This window comes from Bradyrhizobium sp. USDA 4510 (assembly GCF_054059095.1).
The window spans coordinates 2,154,400-2,171,734 of sequence record NZ_JBSSBT010000001.1 but is presented as its reverse complement, the minus strand read 5'-3'; the positions used below and the strand labels follow the sequence as shown (position 1 = coordinate 2,171,734).

11 protein-coding genes and 3 pseudogenes are annotated in these 17,335 nt (G+C 64.7%); 4 read left to right on the top strand and 10 right to left on the bottom strand.

Features of this window, described 5'->3' with window-relative positions; translation table 11 throughout:
• Positions 1-3 precede the first annotated feature (3 nt).
• From ACVMDN_RS09595 to ACVMDN_RS09555, 9 genes and pseudogenes are all read right to left on the bottom strand, one after another.
• Positions 4-3,261: a transglutaminase family protein gene (locus ACVMDN_RS09595; RefSeq protein WP_076833014.1), complete on the bottom strand. Its 3,258-nt coding sequence runs from the start codon at positions 3,259-3,261 to the stop codon at positions 4-6.
• A 226-nt stretch (positions 3,262-3,487) separates the two neighbouring features.
• The gene (locus tag ACVMDN_RS09590; RefSeq protein ID WP_076833011.1) at positions 3,488-3,991 is read right to left on the bottom strand and encodes a GDSL-type esterase/lipase family protein; all 504 of its coding nucleotides are present in this window, start codon (positions 3,989-3,991) and stop codon (positions 3,488-3,490) included.
• A gap of 293 nt (positions 3,992-4,284) precedes the next feature.
• Entirely contained in the window at positions 4,285-5,808 is a 1,524-nt protein-coding gene (locus tag ACVMDN_RS09585; RefSeq protein ID WP_076833008.1) for a UxaA family hydrolase, read from the bottom strand.
• Between the two features lie 198 nt (positions 5,809-6,006).
• Complete coding sequence (locus ACVMDN_RS09580) at positions 6,007-6,783, bottom strand: HpcH/HpaI aldolase family protein (RefSeq protein WP_018270573.1); 777 nt, start codon at positions 6,781-6,783, stop codon at positions 6,007-6,009.
• A gap of 40 nt (positions 6,784-6,823) precedes the next feature.
• Positions 6,824-7,909: a malate/lactate/ureidoglycolate dehydrogenase gene (locus ACVMDN_RS09575; RefSeq protein ID WP_076833002.1), complete on the bottom strand. Its 1,086-nt coding sequence runs from the start codon at positions 7,907-7,909 to the stop codon at positions 6,824-6,826.
• Between the two features lie 36 nt (positions 7,910-7,945).
• Positions 7,946-8,608, bottom strand: a pseudogene (locus ACVMDN_RS09570) (ABC transporter ATP-binding protein); the annotation flags it as partial.
• Between the two features lie 65 nt (positions 8,609-8,673).
• Positions 8,674-10,447, bottom strand: a pseudogene (locus ACVMDN_RS09565) (branched-chain amino acid ABC transporter ATP-binding protein/permease).
• Positions 10,444-11,319 carry a branched-chain amino acid ABC transporter permease gene (locus tag ACVMDN_RS09560; RefSeq protein WP_016841141.1) on the bottom strand — a complete coding sequence of 292 codons (876 nt, stop codon included), beginning with the start codon at positions 11,317-11,319 and terminating at the stop codon, positions 10,444-10,446. The pseudogene ACVMDN_RS09565 and the gene ACVMDN_RS09560 overlap by 4 nt, the downstream one beginning before the upstream one ends.
• Before the next feature lie 75 nt (positions 11,320-11,394).
• Entirely contained in the window at positions 11,395-12,540 is a 1,146-nt protein-coding gene (locus tag ACVMDN_RS09555) for an ABC transporter substrate-binding protein (protein ID WP_076832996.1), read from the bottom strand.
• 289 nt (positions 12,541-12,829) lie between these two features.
• Between ACVMDN_RS09555 and ACVMDN_RS09550 the strand changes: the two genes are divergently transcribed.
• Positions 12,830-13,825, top strand: a complete 996-nt coding sequence (locus tag ACVMDN_RS09550; RefSeq protein WP_076832993.1) for a GntR family transcriptional regulator — start codon at positions 12,830-12,832, stop codon at positions 13,823-13,825.
• Positions 13,826-13,850: 25 nt separating this feature from the next.
• Here the strand turns inward: ACVMDN_RS09550 and hpaR are convergent, their stop codons facing one another.
• Positions 13,851-14,384, bottom strand: a complete 534-nt coding sequence (gene hpaR, locus ACVMDN_RS09545) for a homoprotocatechuate degradation operon regulator HpaR (RefSeq protein WP_057015717.1) — start codon at positions 14,382-14,384, stop codon at positions 13,851-13,853.
• A 110-nt stretch (positions 14,385-14,494) separates the two neighbouring features.
• On the opposite strand from hpaR, the gene hpaH reads away from it, so the two are divergent.
• From hpaH to hpaE, 3 genes and pseudogenes are all read left to right on the top strand, one after another.
• On the top strand, positions 14,495-15,301 hold the full coding sequence (hpaH, locus tag ACVMDN_RS09540; protein ID WP_456835291.1) for a 2-oxo-hept-4-ene-1,7-dioate hydratase: 807 nt from the start codon (positions 14,495-14,497) through the stop codon (positions 15,299-15,301).
• Positions 15,302-15,322: 21 nt separating this feature from the next.
• Complete coding sequence (locus ACVMDN_RS09535; RefSeq protein ID WP_076832987.1) at positions 15,323-15,721, top strand: 5-carboxymethyl-2-hydroxymuconate Delta-isomerase; 399 nt, start codon at positions 15,323-15,325, stop codon at positions 15,719-15,721.
• A pseudogene (hpaE, locus tag ACVMDN_RS09530) lies at positions 15,714-17,259 on the top strand (5-carboxymethyl-2-hydroxymuconate semialdehyde dehydrogenase). The gene ACVMDN_RS09535 and the pseudogene hpaE overlap by 8 nt, the downstream one beginning before the upstream one ends.
• Positions 17,260-17,335 lie beyond the last annotated feature (76 nt).

Here is a 17,335-nt window from a genome sequence, read left to right as displayed (position 1 = left end):
CAATTAGTGCAGGAGCGGCGTCCGCAAGTCGAGGGTCAAGGGAAACTCAATTGTGCGTTCCTCAGGCGGCGTCTCGATCTTGCCGGGGGTATGGCCGTGCTCCTGGAAGCGCGCCAGCCGCCGCGCCTCGGCCTCGTAGGAATTGACCGGCTTGGTCTCGTAGTTGCGGCCGCCGGGATGGGCGACATGATAGACGCAGCCGCCGAACGAGCGTCCGTTCCAGGTGTCGATCAGGTCAAACGTCAGCGGCGCATGCACGGGAATGGTCGGATGCAGGCCGGAGGCCGGCTGCCAGGCCTTGAAGCGGACACCGGCGACCGCCTCGCCGGCACGGCCGGTCTCGGTCATCGGCATCCGTCTGCCGTTGCAGGTGATGACATGGCGCCCATCGACGAATCCGGTCGCCTTTACCTGCAGCCGCTCGACCGACGAATCGACATAGCGCACGGTGCCGCCGGAGGTGCCCTCCTCGCCCAGCACGTGCCATGGCTCGAGCGCCTGCCGCAGTTCGAGACCGACGCCGCCGTGATGAACGCGGCCGAAGGCGGGGAAGCGGAATTCGAGCTGTGCCTGGTACCATTCCGGCTCGACGTCGTAACCGGATTGCTTGAGCTCGGCGAGCACGCCGAGGAAATCCTCCCAGAGGAAATGCGGCAGCATGAAGCGGTCATGCAGCGCGGTGCCCCAGCGCACGAACCTGCCCTGCTGCGGCTCACGCCACAGCTTTGCGATCAGCGCGCGGATCAACAGTTGCTGCGCCAGCGACATCCGCGGGTCGGGCGGCATTTCGAGCGCGCGGAATTCGACCAGGCCGAGCCGGCCGGTCGGGCCGTCGGGCGAATACAGCTTGTCGATGCAGATCTCGGCGCGGTGGGTGTTGCCGGTGATGTCGACCAGGATATGCCGGAACAGGCGATCGACCAGCCACAGCGGCGCATCCATGCCCGGCGGCGGCACGTGCGACAGCGCAATCTCCAGCTCATAGAGCCCGTCATGCCGCGCCTCGTCGATGCGCGGCGCCTGGCTGGTCGGGCCGATGAACATCCCGGAAAACAGGTAGGACAGCGACGGATGCCGCTGCCAGTACAGCACGAGGCTCTTCAACAGATCGGGCCGGCGCAGGAACGGTGAATCCTCCGGCCTGCTGCCGCCGACCACGATGTGGTTGCCGCCGCCGGTGCCCGTGTGGCGGCCGTCGATCAGGAAACGGTTGGCCCCTAACCGCGTCTTGGCGGAGTCCTCATAGAGGCCGAGCGTGATGTCGACGGCCTCGCGCCAACTCTGCGCCGGCTGCACGTTGATCTCGATCACGCCGGGATCCGGCGTCACCTTGATCACCTCGATGCGCGGATCGAAGGGCGGCGCGTAACCCTCGACGTGGACCTGCAGCTGCAACTCTTCGGCGGCGGCTTCGATCGCTGCGATCAGGTCGAGATAATCCTCGACCTTCTCGACTGGCGGCATGAAGGCGCACAGCACGCCGTCGCGAACCTCGATCGACATCGCGGTACGCACCGGCAGCGGCTCGGGAATCTCCCTCAGCGCCTGCCGCAGCTCTTCGGAAAGCGCATCGCGCGGCGCCATCGGATCGCGCTCGACGACGTAGGGATAATCGTCCGGCGGCACATATTCGAGCGAGGCGATCGGAAGCCGCAAGCCCAGCGGCGAGTCGCCGGGCGACAGGAACAGATGGCTGCGTCGGATCTTCCAGCGCTCGCTGCGCCAGCGTGCCGGCACGCGATCACCGAGCGGGCTCCAGCGCTGGATCGGCAGCACGTAACCTTTCGGCGTGGTCAACCCCTCGTCGAACACCCGCGCCATCCGGGCGCGCTCTTCCGGATCGGTCAGCTTGGAATTCGCCGGGCTGACATTGGCCGGCAGGCCGGCCTCACGCTGCAGCCAGAAGGCGGGGTCTTCATAAGCCGGCATGGCATAGTCGGCGCCGAGACCAAGCTTGGTTGCTGTTACTTCGACGAAACGCTGGGCCTCCGCGATCTCGGCCCTGCGCGAATTCTCAATGCCGGCGATCAGCTCGGCATTCTTCCAGATCGGCTTGCCGTCCTTGCGCCAGTAGAGACCGAACGCCCAGCGCGGCAGGCTCTCGCCGGGATACCATTTGCCCTGGCCGTAATGCAGCAGGCCGCCCGGCGCGAACCGCGTGCGCAGCTTGCGGATCAATTCGTCGGCGAGCGCGCGCTTGGTCGGGCCGACCGCGGCGACATTCCACTCCGGCGATTCCAGATCGTCGACAGAAACGAAGGTCGGCTCGCCGCCCATGGTCAGGCGCACATCGTCTTTCCTCAGGTCGGCATCGACCTGCTCGCCGAGCTGGTCGAGCCGCGCCCAGGATTCATCGGAGAATGGTTTGGTGATGCGCGGCGCCTCGCCGATGCGCTTGACGCTCATCTCGAAGCCGAACTCGACATTGGCAACGCCCGCGGTGCCGGTCACCGGCGCGGCCGAACGATAGTGTGGCGTGGCGCAGACCGGGATGTGGCCCTCGCCCGTCAGCATGCCGGAGGTGACGTCGAAACCGATCCAGCCCGCCCCCGGCAGATAGACCTCGGCCCAGGCGTGCAGATCGGTGAAATCGCTCTCGACCTCGCGCGGCCCCTCGAGCGGATCGATGTCCGGCCGCAGCTGAATGAGATATCCGGAGACGAAACGCGCGGCGAGCCCGAGGTGGCGCAGCGTCTGGATCAAGAGCCACGCCGAGTCGCGGCAGGAGCCGGAGCCCGCGGCAAGCGTCTCCTCCGGCGTCTGGATGCCGGCCTCCATGCGGATGACGTAGCTGATCTTCTTCTGCAGCTGCGCGTTCAGCTCGACCAGGAAGTTGACGGTGCTGTCAGCCTGGCGCGGAATCTCCTTCAGGTAAGCCGCGAGCAGCGGCTCGGCCTCATCGGTCTCGAGATAGGGCGCGAGCTCGGTCTTGAGATCGCCGGGATATTCGAACGGAAAGCTGTTGGCAAAGGGCTCGACGAAGAAGTCGAACGGATTGACCACCGTCATGTCAGCGGTGAAATCGACCTCGACCTTGAGCTCGGTGGTCTTCTCTGGAAAGACGTAGCGCGCCAGCCAGTTGCCCTGCGGGTCTTGCTGCCAGTTCACGAAGTGATTGGCGGGCGTGACCTTGAGCGAATAGCTCGTGATCGGCATGCGCGTATGCGGCGCGGGCCGAAGCCGAATGGTCTGAGGCCCGAGATCGATCGGCCGGTCGTATTTGTAGTGCGTGACGTGATGCAGTGCGACTGATATCGACACGGACCGAGGGCTCCAGCAGCTTTTTTGAGCAGAACACTGCTGCCGGTCGACATCAAGCACTAACAACGGGCACGGGGTGCCCAAGGTAAGGGCGCGATCCGTAGCCCTGATGGAGCGAAAGCGAAATCCGGGGCCTTCATCCGCAGGAAGAGTCCCGGATTGCGCGGAGCCTGTCATCGGGCGCGCATTCGCGCGACCCGTTGGCTTCATCCGGGCTACGCGATTGCTAGCGGCCGATTGCGCCGGATACCTGCGAAGCAAGCTGCTCGGCGAGCATATGATAGCCCTCGGGGGTCAAATGCACACCATCGGGCTGATGGGGGAGTCCACCCAGCATCCCGTTAGGGAGCATGATCACCGCGATGCCACGGGCGCTGAGATGACTTTGGATATCCGCGGTCCGGTCAGGGCTGCCCTTGCGCCGGTCATTGCCGCCTGGCTGCAAAATAACCGCACGGGTCCCGTTCGGGACGGCGCGGTCGAGGCGTTGCAGCATCCCTTCCGTGGTGTCGCCGTTGATGCCGGCGTTCACGATGCGGACGCTCAATCCCTTCGCCCGCAAGATCGCTTCGAGCTGCGCGGGATAGGCCTGGTTGCGCGCCACGCCCTTGCCGTAGGTATTGCTCGCGCCAAGCGCGACTATGGTTGCGGCGTCAGCCGAAGCGGCGCCGAGGCTCAAAGCGGCGAGAAATGCAATGCATCCAACAATTCCCAACCAACGCGCGCGCATGCTTCCTCCGTCCCCTCCGTAGCCCGGATGGAGCGCAGCGTAGTCCGGGAAGCTTCATTCGCCAAGTTCGTCCACGACTACAATCGGACCCGCCTCAAATGCCTCGGCTACCTGGCGCCAATCCAGGCCCTCGCCAATCACACGGGACCGAACACGAAAGCAGGGACCCAGACCGCGTGGTCCTAATGATGAAAGACGATGGCAGACGCCTCGCACATCACTACGGCCGGTGGTTATGGGTTCCAGCTTTCGCAGGGACGACGGCGGAGTGAAAGGCTAGATCGTGGCTCAAACTACATCGTCGCGCCCAGTACCCACGGCGCGAATTCAGCGCCGCCGAAGTCAAAGCTCTCGCTCTTGGTCAGCTGGCCCGAGGCGGTCTTGAGGATGAGGTCGAAGATGCGCTGGCCGCATTCCTGCACGCTCTCCTCGCCATCGAGGATGGTGCCGCAATTGACGTCCATGTCGTCTTCCATCCGCTTGAACATCGGCGTGTTGGTGGCGAGCTTGATCGACGGTGCCGGCTTGCAGCCGAACACGCTGCCGCGGCCGGTGGTGAAGCAGACGAGGTTGGCGCCGCCCGCGACCTGCCCGGTCGCGGCGACCGGGTCGTAGCCGGGCGTGTCCATGAACACAAAGCCCTTCTTGGTGACGGGCTCGGCGTAGTTGAGGACGTCGACGAGGTTGGTGCTGCCGGCCTTGGCCATCGCGCCCAGCGACTTCTCAAGGATGGTGGTGAGACCGCCGGCCTTGTTGCCCGGGCTCGGATTGGCGTTCATTTCGGCGCCCTCACGCTGGGTGTACTCCTCCCACCAGCGCATCAGGCCGACCAGCTTCTCGCCGACCTCGCGGCTGACGGCGCGGCGAGTCAGAAGATGCTCCGCGCCATAGGTCTCGGGCGTCTCCGAGAGGATCACGGTGCCGCCGTGACGGACCAGCAAATCGCTCGCCGCGCCGAGCGCCGGATTGGCAGATACGCCGGAGTAACCATCCGAGCCACCGCATTGCAGCGCCACGGTGAGTTCGCACGCCGGCACCGCCTCGCGCTTGACCTTGTTGGCATCGGCGAGCGCCTCCTTCACGAAGGCAACGCCGGCTTCCACCGTCTTGCGGGTGCCGCCGACCTCCTGGATGTCCATCGCGCGGAGGCGGCCGGCGAGCTTCTGCTCCTGCATCAGGCCGCCGATCTGGTTCACCTCGCAGCCGAGGCCGAGCACGATGACGTTGGAGAAATTGACGTGCCGCGCATAGCCGCCGAGCGTGCGGCGGAGCAGCGCCAAGGGCTCGTCCTGGGTCATGCCGCAGCCGGTCTTGTGGGTCAGCGCGACGACGCCGTCGACATTCGGGTAATCGGCGAGCGGATTGTCGCCGGTGAACGGATTCTTCTTGAACATGTCGGCCACGATGCCGGCGACATGGGCACTGCAGTTCACCGAGGTGAGGATGCCGATATAGTTGCGGGTCGCGACGCGGCCGTCGGCGCGGCGGATGCCTTCGAACGTCGCCGGCAGATCGAAGTTCGGCACCGGCTTGACGTCGACGCCATAGGCATAGTCCTTGGCGAAATCACCCATGCCGCAGTTCTGCGTATGTACGTGCTGGCCGGGCGCGATCGGCTGGGTCGCAAAGCCGATGATCTGGCCGTAGCGCCGGATCGGCTCGCCTTGCGCGATCGGCTTGATCGCGACCTTGTGGCCCGCGGGGATCCGATCGACCGTCGTGACGCCCTCAGTCACCTCAAGCCCCGGCGGCAGGCTCGCGCGCGCGATCAGGACGCTGTCGTCGGCGTGCAGGCGGATCACTTGTGCCGAGGCCATCGGAGTTCTCCTTTGGAGTTAGTCACCTCTCCCCGTCCTTTACGGGGAGAGGTCGAATTCTCGCACAGCGACAATTCGGGTGAGGGGCGACGCACGTTGCCAATTAAAAAGACGGTGCTAGCCGGATAGAGCCCCTCACCCCAACCCTCTCCCCGCAAAAGCAGGGCGAGGGAGCAGAGCTAACATCGCGGACAGAGCTTACGCCTTGCCGCCGGACTTTTCGCGGGTCGCGTTGACCTGCATCTTGGCGTAGACCTGCATCAGGCCGACCTCGTTCGATAGCGTCACGAGCTTGAAGCCCATGTTGATCGCGCGCACCGCGCCTTCGGCGCCCGAGCAGTGGATGCCCGGATTGAGACCGCGCTTGCCGCATTCCTTGATGATCTTCTCGTAGATCTTGAGGATCTCCGGCTCATCGCGATCGAGCTTCGGCACCAGGCCGTAGGAGAAGCCGAGATCGGACGGGCCGATATAGACGCCATCGATGCCTTCGACATCGAGGATCGCTTCCATGTTCTCGACCGCGGTCTTGGTCTCCATCATCGGCAGCAGCACGATCTCGTCGTTGGCGGTCTGCTGATAGGTGCCGGCCGAGCCGTACATGCCGGCGCGGATCGGGCCGTTGGAGCGCACGCCCTTCGGCGGATATTTTGCGTAGGAGACGAGGTTCTTGGCTTCCTGCGGTGTGTTGACCATCGGGCAGATCACGCCATAGGCGCCGCCGTCCAGCACCTTGCCGATGATGCCGGGCTCATTCCAGGGTACGCGGACCATCGGAGTGACCGGATGGGCGTGCATCGACTGGAAGCACTGCACCATCGATTGATAATCCTGCACACCGTGCTGCATGTCGACGGTGACGCTGTCGAAGCCGCATTGCGCGATCACTTCGGCCGAGAATCCCGAGGGGATCGCGAGCCACGCGTTCACCACCGCTTTGCCCGATGCCCAGACTTGCTTGACCTTGTTTGCCATTGATCGCGTTTCCCTTTGCGGTTTATTGGGGGACGAGCCTTCAGCTGGTCGCCCGCTGGATAGAAACTTCGCTGACGCCGACTTCGCGCGCGGTATTCACTATCGCCGCCCACGTGTCGTCAGGCAAGGGGATGCCATTCCTGGTGCGATCGGCACGGGTTTTCCGCTCCGGATCGCCTGGAACCAGCACGGAATCCGTGCCCGCGATCGGCTTGGTGGCGCGGATGAAATCGGTGTAGCGGGTGATTTCTCCATCGAAGAAATTGCTGGTGTCGATCACCTTGGGGTCGATGTAGAACGCCATCATGCCGTTGGCGAAGCGCCGGTCCGACGACGTCGCGCCGGTGCCGGTCAGCGCGCCGCCCAGCAGTTCGCAGATGAAGGCGAGACCCGAGCCCTTGTGATCGCCGAAGGCGCGGATCGCGCCAGTTCCCTTGGTGTGGTCGCGCGGTCCGTCCGGCGTGTACGGCCCATACAGCACGTGGGGATCCTCGCTCAGCGTGCCGTCGGCATCGACGAGCGCGCCGGTCGGCAGCTTCTTGCCGCCGCGGCTTGCCACCAGGCACTTGCCCTCGGCGACAACCGAGGTCGCAAAATCGAGCACGATCGGATCCTGGCCCTGACGCGGAATGCCGACGCAATACGGCGCCGTGGACAGGCGCTTCTCGACGCCGCCGTAAGGCGCAACCAGCAGCGAGCCGGCCGCGGTCACGAAATGAATTGAAACAAGACCTTCGGCGGCGGCCATCTCGGCCCAGTCGCCGACGCGGCCGAGATGACCGGAGTTGCGCAGCGCGACCGCGGCGAGCCCCGCCTTCTTGCACTTCTCGATGCCGAGTCTGACCGCAACCGGCGTGACGGTCTGGCCATAGCCGAACTTGCCGTCGACCACCGCGAGCGATGGCGTGTCGACCACCACCTCGGGAGTCTGGTTCGGCACGATCGAGCCCATCTTCTTCCACCTGACATAAACCGGCACGCGGATCACGCCGTGGCTGTCATGACCTGTAAGATTCGCGGTCGTCAGATAGGTCGCGATGCGCTTCGCCTCTTCCGGAGAGGACTCCGAATGGGAAAACACCTCGGACACGAAGTTGATGAGGTTATCGACCTTGATGGTGACCATGAAAAACCAGCTCGCTCAGTAAAGCACGGGACGTTGTCAGGCGTGGGTTTTGGCGTGGCCGCCGAGATAGGCCGCGGCGATAGCCTCATTGCCCCACAATTCGTCGGGCTTGCCGCCCAGCACGATCCGCCCCGTTTCCAGGACAAAGCCATGATCGGCGACCGAAAGTCCCATGCGCGCATTTTGCTCGACGAGCAAGACCGTGGTGTCCTTCCTGATCTGCGAAATGATGCGGAACACCGCCTGCACGATCACAGGCGCCAGCCCGAGCGACGGTTCGTCGAGCAGCAGCAGCCGCGGCTTGGCCATCAGGCCGCGCGCCACCGCGACCATCTGCAGCTGGCCGCCGGACAGCGTCCAGCCGAGCGCGTTGGAAAAGGCGCGGATGTCCGGGAACAGATCGAACATCGCGTCGGCCTCGCGCGAGATCTGCGACGCCGGCACCTTCCGGTTCGATGCGCCGAGCATGATGTTCTCTTTCACGGTGAGGCCCGGAAACACGCGGCGGCCTTCCGGCACGTGCGAGATGCCGAGCCGGACGATCGCTTCGGGCCCGAGGCCCGCGATCGAGTGGCCGTCGAACATAATGTCGCCGGAGGCGGGCTTGGCGAGGCCTGAGATCGCGCGCAGCGTGGTCGACTTGCCGGCGCCGTTGGCGCCGAGCAGCGTGACCACCTGGCCCTGCTCCACGGCGATGGTGACGCCGCGCAGCGCCTCGATCTCGCCGTAGCGGACCACGAGATTACGGATTTCGAGCAGCGGCATCATTCGCTCCCGAGATAGGCGGAGACGACGTCGGGATGGCGCAGCACCGCCATCGACTCGCCGTCCGCGATGCGGCGTCCGAAGTTCAGCACGGTGATGTGCTGGGCCGCTTCCGGACACCAGCGTCATGTCGTGATCGATGATCAGGATGGTGAGGCCCTGGGCTGCGATGCGCTTGAGCAGCTCATGCAGCTCCAGCTTCTCGGTCGAGTTGAGACCGGCCGCCGGCTCGTCGAGCAGCAGCAGCGTCGGGTTCGACGCCAGCGCCCGCGCGATCTCGATCAGGCGCTGGTGGCCGTAGGAGAAGCTCGAGATCAATTCGTTGGCGCGGTTGCCGAGCCCGACGAAGGTCAGCGCCTCCATCGCGCGCTCCGTCAGCGCGTCCTCGCCCTTCCCGATCATGGTGTTGCCGGGCCGCTCGGCGCCGATCTCGACATTCTCCAGCGCGGTCATCGAACGGAACAGGCGGATGTTCTGGAAGGTGCGTCCGAGGCCGGCCGCCGTGCGCTGATGCGGCGCCATGTTGGTGATGTCGGTGCCGTCGAGCACGATCCTGCCCGCGGTCGCCTTGTAGAGCCCGGACAGCACGTTCAGCGTCGTGGTCTTGCCGGAGCCGTTCGGCCCGATCAGCGCATGCACGCTGCCGCGCTTCACCGCGATATCGACGCCGTCGACCGCCTTGAGGCCGCCAAAGTGCTTCGAGAGCCCGGTCACTTCGAGCACGATGTCGCCGCCTGACGTCGCCGGCTTGAGCTGCAAGGCCGCCGCGGCCGGCGGCGCCTTGGTGTGCGCACGCCAGCGCGTGAATGCGTCCGACACAAAACCCCAGATACCGTCGGGCATGAAGCGGATGATCAGGATCACGAACAGGCCGTAGATCGCCAGATAAAGTCCCGGCACGCTCTTGAGGAAGCGCAGCCATTCCGGGATCAGGATCAGGAGGCCCGTACCGATCACCGAGCCAATCGGCGAGGCCACGCCGCCGAGCAGCGACATGGTCAGGAACACGATCGATTCTGCGAACGAGAACTGGTCCGGGCTGACATAGGCGAAGCCGCCGGCGAACAGGCCACCGGCCAGACCGCCGAGCAACGCGCACAGGCCGAAGGCGTAGATCTTGGTGCGGAACACGTCGATGCCATTGACGCCCGCCGCAAGCTCGTTGTCGCGCACCGCGCGCATGGCGCGGCCGAGCTTGGTATCAGGCAGATGCCAGACCAGATAACCGACGATCGCGAGCATCGCGACGCAGAAGGCCAGGTAGCTCTGCGAGGACTGGAACAGCTCCGGCCGGCGAATGTTGGCGACGCCGTCCGGCCCGTGGGTCACGCCGATGGCATTGATCATCACCAGCGTCACGATCTGCTGGAACGAGATCGTCACCATCGCAAGGTAGTGCCCGCCGAGCCGCAGCGTCGACATGCCGAGGAACGCGCCGGCGATCAGCGTGATCGCGCAGGCGCCAACCAGGCAGAGCCAGAAGTTCAGGTGCAGGTCCGCGGTGCCGAGCCCGACCACATAGGCGCCGAAGCCGAAGAACGCGGCCTGCGCCAGGTTGATCTGGCCGCACAGGCCGAGCACGACCGACAGCCCGAACACCGCGATCGAGAAGGTCGTGGCCTGCAGCAGGATGTTGAGGATGTACCCGTCGAACCGCATGCCGGCGGCGAGCGCCACCAGCACCGCGGCGCCGATGAAATACGGCAGATGACGGATGATCAGCGGCTTCGAGCGCACGGCCGGCGCGGGGATCATGTTGTCGGTGGCGCTCATGCTTTCTCCGCGACGCGTTCGCCGAAGATGCCCTGCGGCCGGAACACCAGGAAAGCGATCAGCACCAGGAAGGCAAAGCCGTCTTTGTACGGCACTGAAATATAGGCGGCACCGAACGTCTCGATGACACCGAGCGCGAGGCCGCCGACGATGGCGCCGGCGACGTCACCGAAGCCACCGATGATGGTCGCGGCAAACGCCTTCAGCGCAATCGTCGAGCCCATCTGGATCGAGACGAACAGCACCGGCGCCACCAGGATGCCGGCGAGACCGCCGAGCACGGCCGAATAGATGAAGGTGATCATGATCATGGTGGAAACGGAAATGCCGAGCAGCGAGGCCATTTCCTTATCCTGCGAGGTCGCCTGCAACTTCTTGCCGAGCAGCGTCTTCTCGAAGAACCAAAAATTGAACAGCACCAGAAGGATCGTGACGCCGATGATCAGAAGATACTGGCTGTCGAGATAGACCGGGCCGAGCTGGATGCCGGGCGTATCGAACCAGCCCTGCAGCACCTGCGGCTGCGGGCCGTAGATCGCAAGCACCGAGTTCGACAGCAGGATCGAGGCGCCGATGGTGGCGATGATCACGGGCAGATAGGTGCGATTGCGCAGCGGATAATAGACGCCGAGATTGAAGATGACGCCGAACAACGCCATGCCGGCGAGCGCGATCAGGAACGACAGCCAGTAAGGCCAGCCGAGATCGACCGAGAACACCACCATCAGATAGGCGGCGACCATCGAGAACTCGCCTTGCGCGAAGTTCACCACGTTGGTGGCACGGAAGATCAGCACGAAACCGAGCGCGACCAGCGCGTAGACCGCGCCGATGCCGATGCCGGTAAAGAGCAGTTGGAGGACGAGATCCATGACGAGCGCTCGATCTGAGAATTGTGTCGCGGGCGAACGGCCTCTCCGAGGTGGCCCGGAGAGGCCGAACCGCTATCAATCGTTGAAGTCGATATGCTTGTCGTAGACGATCTTGCCCTTGTCGTTCTTCACGACATTGTAGCCGTGCAGACCGTCGCCGTTCTTGTCGAAATTGTATTCACCCTCGGCGCCGGCGAACTTCTGCGTCGCAAGGATGGCGTCGCGGATCTTGTTCGGATCGGTCGAGCCGGCCTTGTTGATTGCCGCCGACAGGATGGTGATCGCATCGTAGGGCCAAGCGCTCTGGTTGTCGGGCGCGGTCTTGTAGGCATCGCGATAGGCCTTGCCGAACGCCTTCGCGGTATCGCTCGAATCCTCGGCGAAGTCGGCGACGCCGTAGGTGTTGAACAGCGCGGGGCCGGCGAGCTTGGTCGAGGAGACCGCCACCACCGAGGGCGAGCCGACCCAGGGGATATTGACGCCGAGCTGGCGCAGCTGGCGGGCAAAGATGCCCAGATCGTTCTCGAAGGTGAAGTAGGTGCCGAGCACATCAGCGCCGGACTGCTTCACGGCCAGCACGACCGGCGTGAAGTCCTGGCTCTGGTTGGCGTAACCCTGGTCGAGCACCGGCGGCGCGCCGAGCTTGGTCAGCGCTTCCGAGAGTGCCTTGCCGCCCGCGGTGCCGAAGGCGTCGGTGGAATGCACGATCGCCCATTTCTTCTTGCCGAGCGTGTTGACGCCGAAGTCGGCGATCACGCGGCCGGAATAATTGTCGTTCGGACGGAAGCGGAACAGCCAGGGATTGCCGGAATGGGTGAGGTCGGGATTGGTGCCGCCGATCATCACCGGCTTGCCGACCTTGATCACGTCGGGCGCCATCGCCTGCACCTGGGTCGAGCGGATCGAGCCGAGGAAGGCGACGATGTCGGATTGCGCGGCGAGCTTGGAGAATGCCAGCACGATGCCCGGATTGGTGGTCTGATCGTCCTCGATGACGAGTTCGACCTGCTTGCCGAGCACGCCGCCGGCCTTGTTGACCGCGGCCAGCGCCAGCTTGGCGCCGTTCTGGGCCCACAGCCCCTGCTCCGCCGCGGGTCCGGTCACCGGCACGCACATGCCGATCTTGATCGTCGCACCCTGCGCCCAAGCGCTGCGCATCAGCGCGGGTGCAGCGAGACCTGCCGCCAAACCAGCGGAAAACTCACGTCTCGTCAGTTTCATTCCATCCTCCCTGTGATGCGCCGAACTTGCTGTCGGCTGCGTTGAGACGAGCTGACGCGTCGATCTGTTGGCCCGTTCGCAGCCATCAAACGGCGCGACGAGCAAACGTGAGCACCGCTGCAGCGCACAAGCCGTGCAACGGCGACCATCAATCTGGCGCTTGACCCAGCTAAACATGATTGCACATTGCACGCAATAGTCAAAAGTTCGCTGGCAGAGGTGCGTAAATGCCTGCTACGAGCGACCATGACGCGATCACGTGATAGTGTGGCCAGCGGGCAGCCATTCCATGTCGATTCCACGAGCGAAATCGCAGACCAGACGAAAACAGCCGGCCTACGCGCTGATCAAGAGCGCATTGGCAAAGCACATCCGCGCCGGTCACGTGCCACCTGGCACGGTCCTTTCCGAATCGGCGATCGCGACCTTGTTCGGCTCCAGCCGCTCTCCGGTGCGGCAAGCTTTTGAACAGCTCGAGCATATCGGCCTGGTGCGGCGGTTCGACGGTCGCGGCGTCATCGCCGGCAAGCGCAAGGTCGACCCTCGGCGCGTCCCGATCACACCGGAAATGTTTGGGCTGACCGACGGCCCCGTCGATGCCGTGCGCAGCGACGCTTGGGATACGCTCTACTACAAGCTCGAACGTGAGATCATTTACCGGTCGCTGTTCGGACGCTTCCGCGTCAGCGAGCTCGCATTGGCGCGGCATTTCCGGGTGGGGCGCACGGTGGCGCGCAACCTGCTGCTGCGCGCGCAGGCGATCGGCATCCTCGAGAAGGGCGCCAAGGCGCACTGGTACGTGGTGCCGTTGGACGAGGACCGCCTCCGCGACATCTTCGAGGTGCGCGCAACGCTCGAGCCGCTGCTCCTCAAATCCGCGACGGCGACAATTCCTGCCGCCCTGCTCGACCGTATGGCGGAGCGGCTGCGCGAGGGGATCCAGCACCGCGACCGCGTCGGCGTCGGCGAACTCGATGAGATCGAAGGCGACCTCCATATCCGCTGCCTGGGTTACGGCGCCAATCGCGAGATGATCGAAGCCCTCAAGCGCACCCACTGCGCTTTCGTGATCGGCAAGCACATTCAGGTCGCCCTGACCGCGCCGCAGATCGATTCCTTCATGGACGAGCATCTGGTGATCATCGAAGCCTTGCGCACGCGTGACGGCGACGCGGCGGCAGCCATCTTGCGCCGCCATATCGAATGGTCCCACTCGAAGGTCGCGGGCTGGATTGCCGAATTCCGCGCCATCAACGTGATTTCGCGCGTGCCCTACATGGCCTGAGCGCGAATGCCGCGCATGATCGAAGCTACTCGTCAGCCTCGACCTCGGCGTCATCGGACGAGCCCATTCCGGCCAGGCTCGCTTCGAGCGCGCCCAGCATCTCCTGCAATTCGGCAAGCTTGCGCGCCCCGAAGCGCCGGGTGATCTCGGCATAGATCGTCTCCGACGTCGGCGCCACCGCCTCGATCAGCTTCAACCCCTTGGCGGAGATCGAAACCACTGCGCGCCGCGCGTCGTTCTCCGCTGCCTTGCGCTCGATCAACGCGCGGCCCTCGAGATCGCGAAGGATTCGCGACAGGCTCGGGCCGAGCAGAAACGCCATGCGGGCGAGTTCGGTGACCTCGATCTCGTCGACCGCGGTGAGCGCGCGCAGGATCCGCCATTGCTGCTCGGTCAGCCCGTGATTGCGCAGCGACGGACGGAATTGCCGCATCACCGCCTCGCGGGCGCGAAGCAGCGACATCGGCAGCGAGCGCGAGAACTCGCGCATCGGTGTCCGTCGCGCCGCCACGTCCTCGCCCTGCCCCGGCCGAATGTCGTTCGAATTTTTGCGCGCCATTACCTAATCCTGCGCAACGAAATTTTGCGTTGCAACATGCCTTGATTCAGTTTGCGGGAATTCACTTAACATGTTAATCATCTCCCGACATCCACTTTTGTGTAGCACGCATGGCCCTCTCCAAGGACGATATCCGCGCTGCCGCCGAACGGCTCGACGGCGCGGAAAAGACCCGCAAGCAAATCCGCCAGCTCTCGCTGGAATACCCCCGCATCACCCTCGAAGACGCCTACGCGATTCAGAAGGCCTGGGTCGAGATGAAGGTGACGCAGGGCCGCGTCGTCAAGGGCCACAAGATCGGCCTGACCTCGAAGGCGATGCAGAGCGCGCTCAATATCGACGAGCCCGATTCCGGAATCCTGCTCGACGACATGTTCTTCGCCGATGGCGGCCTGGTCCCGACCGACCGCTTCATCGCCACCCGCGTCGAGGCCGAGCTTGCCTTCGTGATGAAGCATCGCCTGACCGGGCCGAACTGCACACTGTTCGATGTGCTGAACGCGACCGATTTCGTGGTACCGGCGCTGGAGATCCTGGATACCAGGGTCGAGCGCGTCGATCCCGAGACCAAGGCGACCCGCAAGATCTTCGACACCATCGCCGACAACGCCGCCAATGCCGGCATCGTGCTCGGCGGCCGGCCGATCCGCCCGCTGGACGCCGACCTGCGCTGGATCGGCGCGCTGTGCTTCCGAAATGGCCAGCTCGAGGAAACCGGCCTGGCCGCCGGCGTGTTGAATCATCCGGCGACCGCGGTGGCGTGGCTCGCCAACAAGATCGCGCCGAACGGGCTGGCGTTGGAAGCCGGCCAGGTCGTGCTGGCGGGCTCCTTCATCCGTCCGATCGAGACCCGCACGGGCGACACCATCCAGGCCGACTACGGACCGTATGGTTCCGTAAGCTGCTACTTCGCCTGACGCCTTCAGCAGGAGCGCTGCATGCCGCATTTCACGCTTGAATACTCTGCCAATCTCGACGATCTGGTCGACATGGGCGCGACGGTCGAACTGGTCCGCAAGGCCGCGGTCGAGACCGGCATCTTCCCGCTCGGCGGCATCCGCGTCCGTGCCGTCAGATGCGAGCACTACGCGATCGCCGACGGCCGCAAGAATTACGGTTTCCTCGACATGGTGCTGCGGCTCGGCGAAGGCCGCGATCTCGCCACCCGCAAGAAGGCCGGCGAGTACATCTTCAAGGCGCTATCGGCTCATCTCGATCCGGTCTTCGCCAACAGCAAATTCGCGTTGTCGTTCGACATGCAGATCAACGACAAGGAAACCAGCTGGAAACGCAACAACATCCACGACGCACTGAAGGTGGAGACGGTCAATGGATAAAGCGACAGCGAAATCGCCAGCCGACGTGTTCCAGGCCAACCGCGATCGCGCCGGCCCGCTGCTTGCAAGCTTGAAAGCCGAAGGCATCGGCCATGTGATCGACGGCAAGATCGTGCCGGCGGCCTCCGGCCAGACCTTCGAGACGAGATCGCCGATTGACGGCACGGTGCTGGCGACGGTCGCACGCGGCAATGCCGAGGATATCGACCGTGCCGCAACCGCGGCGTCCAAGGCCTTCAAGGCCTGGCGCGACATGCCGGCGGCGCAGCGCCGCAAGCTGCTGCATCGCGTCGCCGATGCGATCGAGGCGCGCGCCGACGACATCGCCGTGCTCGAATGCATCGACACCGGCCAGGCGCACCGCTTCATGGCCAAGGCCGCGATCCGCGCCGCGGAGAATTTCCGCTTCTTCGCCGACAAATGCGGCGAGGCCCGCGACGGTCTCAACACGCCTTCGGACGAGCACTGGAACATCTCGACCCGCGTGCCGATCGGCCCGGTCGGCGTGATCACGCCGTGGAATACGCCGTTCATGCTCTCGACCTGGAAGATCGCGCCGGCGCTCGCGGGCCGGCTGCACCGTGGTGCACAAGCCGGCGGAATGGTCGCCCGTCACCGCCGATCTGCTGGTCAAACTCGTAAAACAGGCCGGCATCCCCGACGGCGTGCTCAACACCGTGCATGGTTTCGGCGAAGAGGCCGGCAAGGCGCTGACCGAGCACCCCGCCATCAAGGCGATCGGCTTCGTCGGCGAGAGCGCGACGGGCTCAGCGATCATGGCGCAGGGCGCGCCGACCTTGAAGCGGGTGCATTTCGAGCTCGGCGGCAAGAACCCGGTGATCGTATTCGATGATGCCGATCTCGATCGCGCGCTCGATGCCGTCGTGTTCATGATCTACTCGCTCAATGGCGAGCGCTGCACGTCGTCGAGCCGGCTGCTGGTTCAGGAGAGCGTCGCCGGCAAGTTCATCGAGAAGCTGACCCAACGCGTAAAGGCGCTCAAGGTTGGCCACCCCCTCGATCCCGCCACCGAGATCGGGCCGCTGATCCATGAGCGGCATCTCGCCAAGGTGTGCAGCTATTTCGACGTCGCCAAGAAGGACGGCGCCACGATCGCGGTCGGCGGCAAGCCGCATGACGGTCCTGGCGGCGGCCACTATGTGCAGCCGACGCTGGTGACCGGCGCGAACGCAAAAATGCGCGTCGCGCAGGAGGAGGTGTTCGGCCCGTTCCTGACCGTGATCCCGTTCAAGGACGAAGCTGACGCCATCGAGATCGCCAACGGCGTGCAGTACGGCCTGACCGGCTATGTCTGGACCGGCGACATGGGCCGCGCGCTGCGCGTGGCGGATGCGCTGGAAGCCGGCATGATCTGGCTCAATTCGGAGAACGTCCGCCATCTGCCGACCCCGTTCGGCGGCATGAAGTCGTCAGGCATCGGCCGCGACGGCGGCGACTACTCGTTCGACTTCTACATGGAAACCAAGCACGTCTCGCTCGCGCGCGGGACGCACAAGATTCAGAAACTGGGAATTTAGCCAGCCGTCGTTCCGGGGCGATGCGCAGCATCGAACCCGGAACCTCGAGATTCCGGGTTCTCGCTTCGCGAGCCCC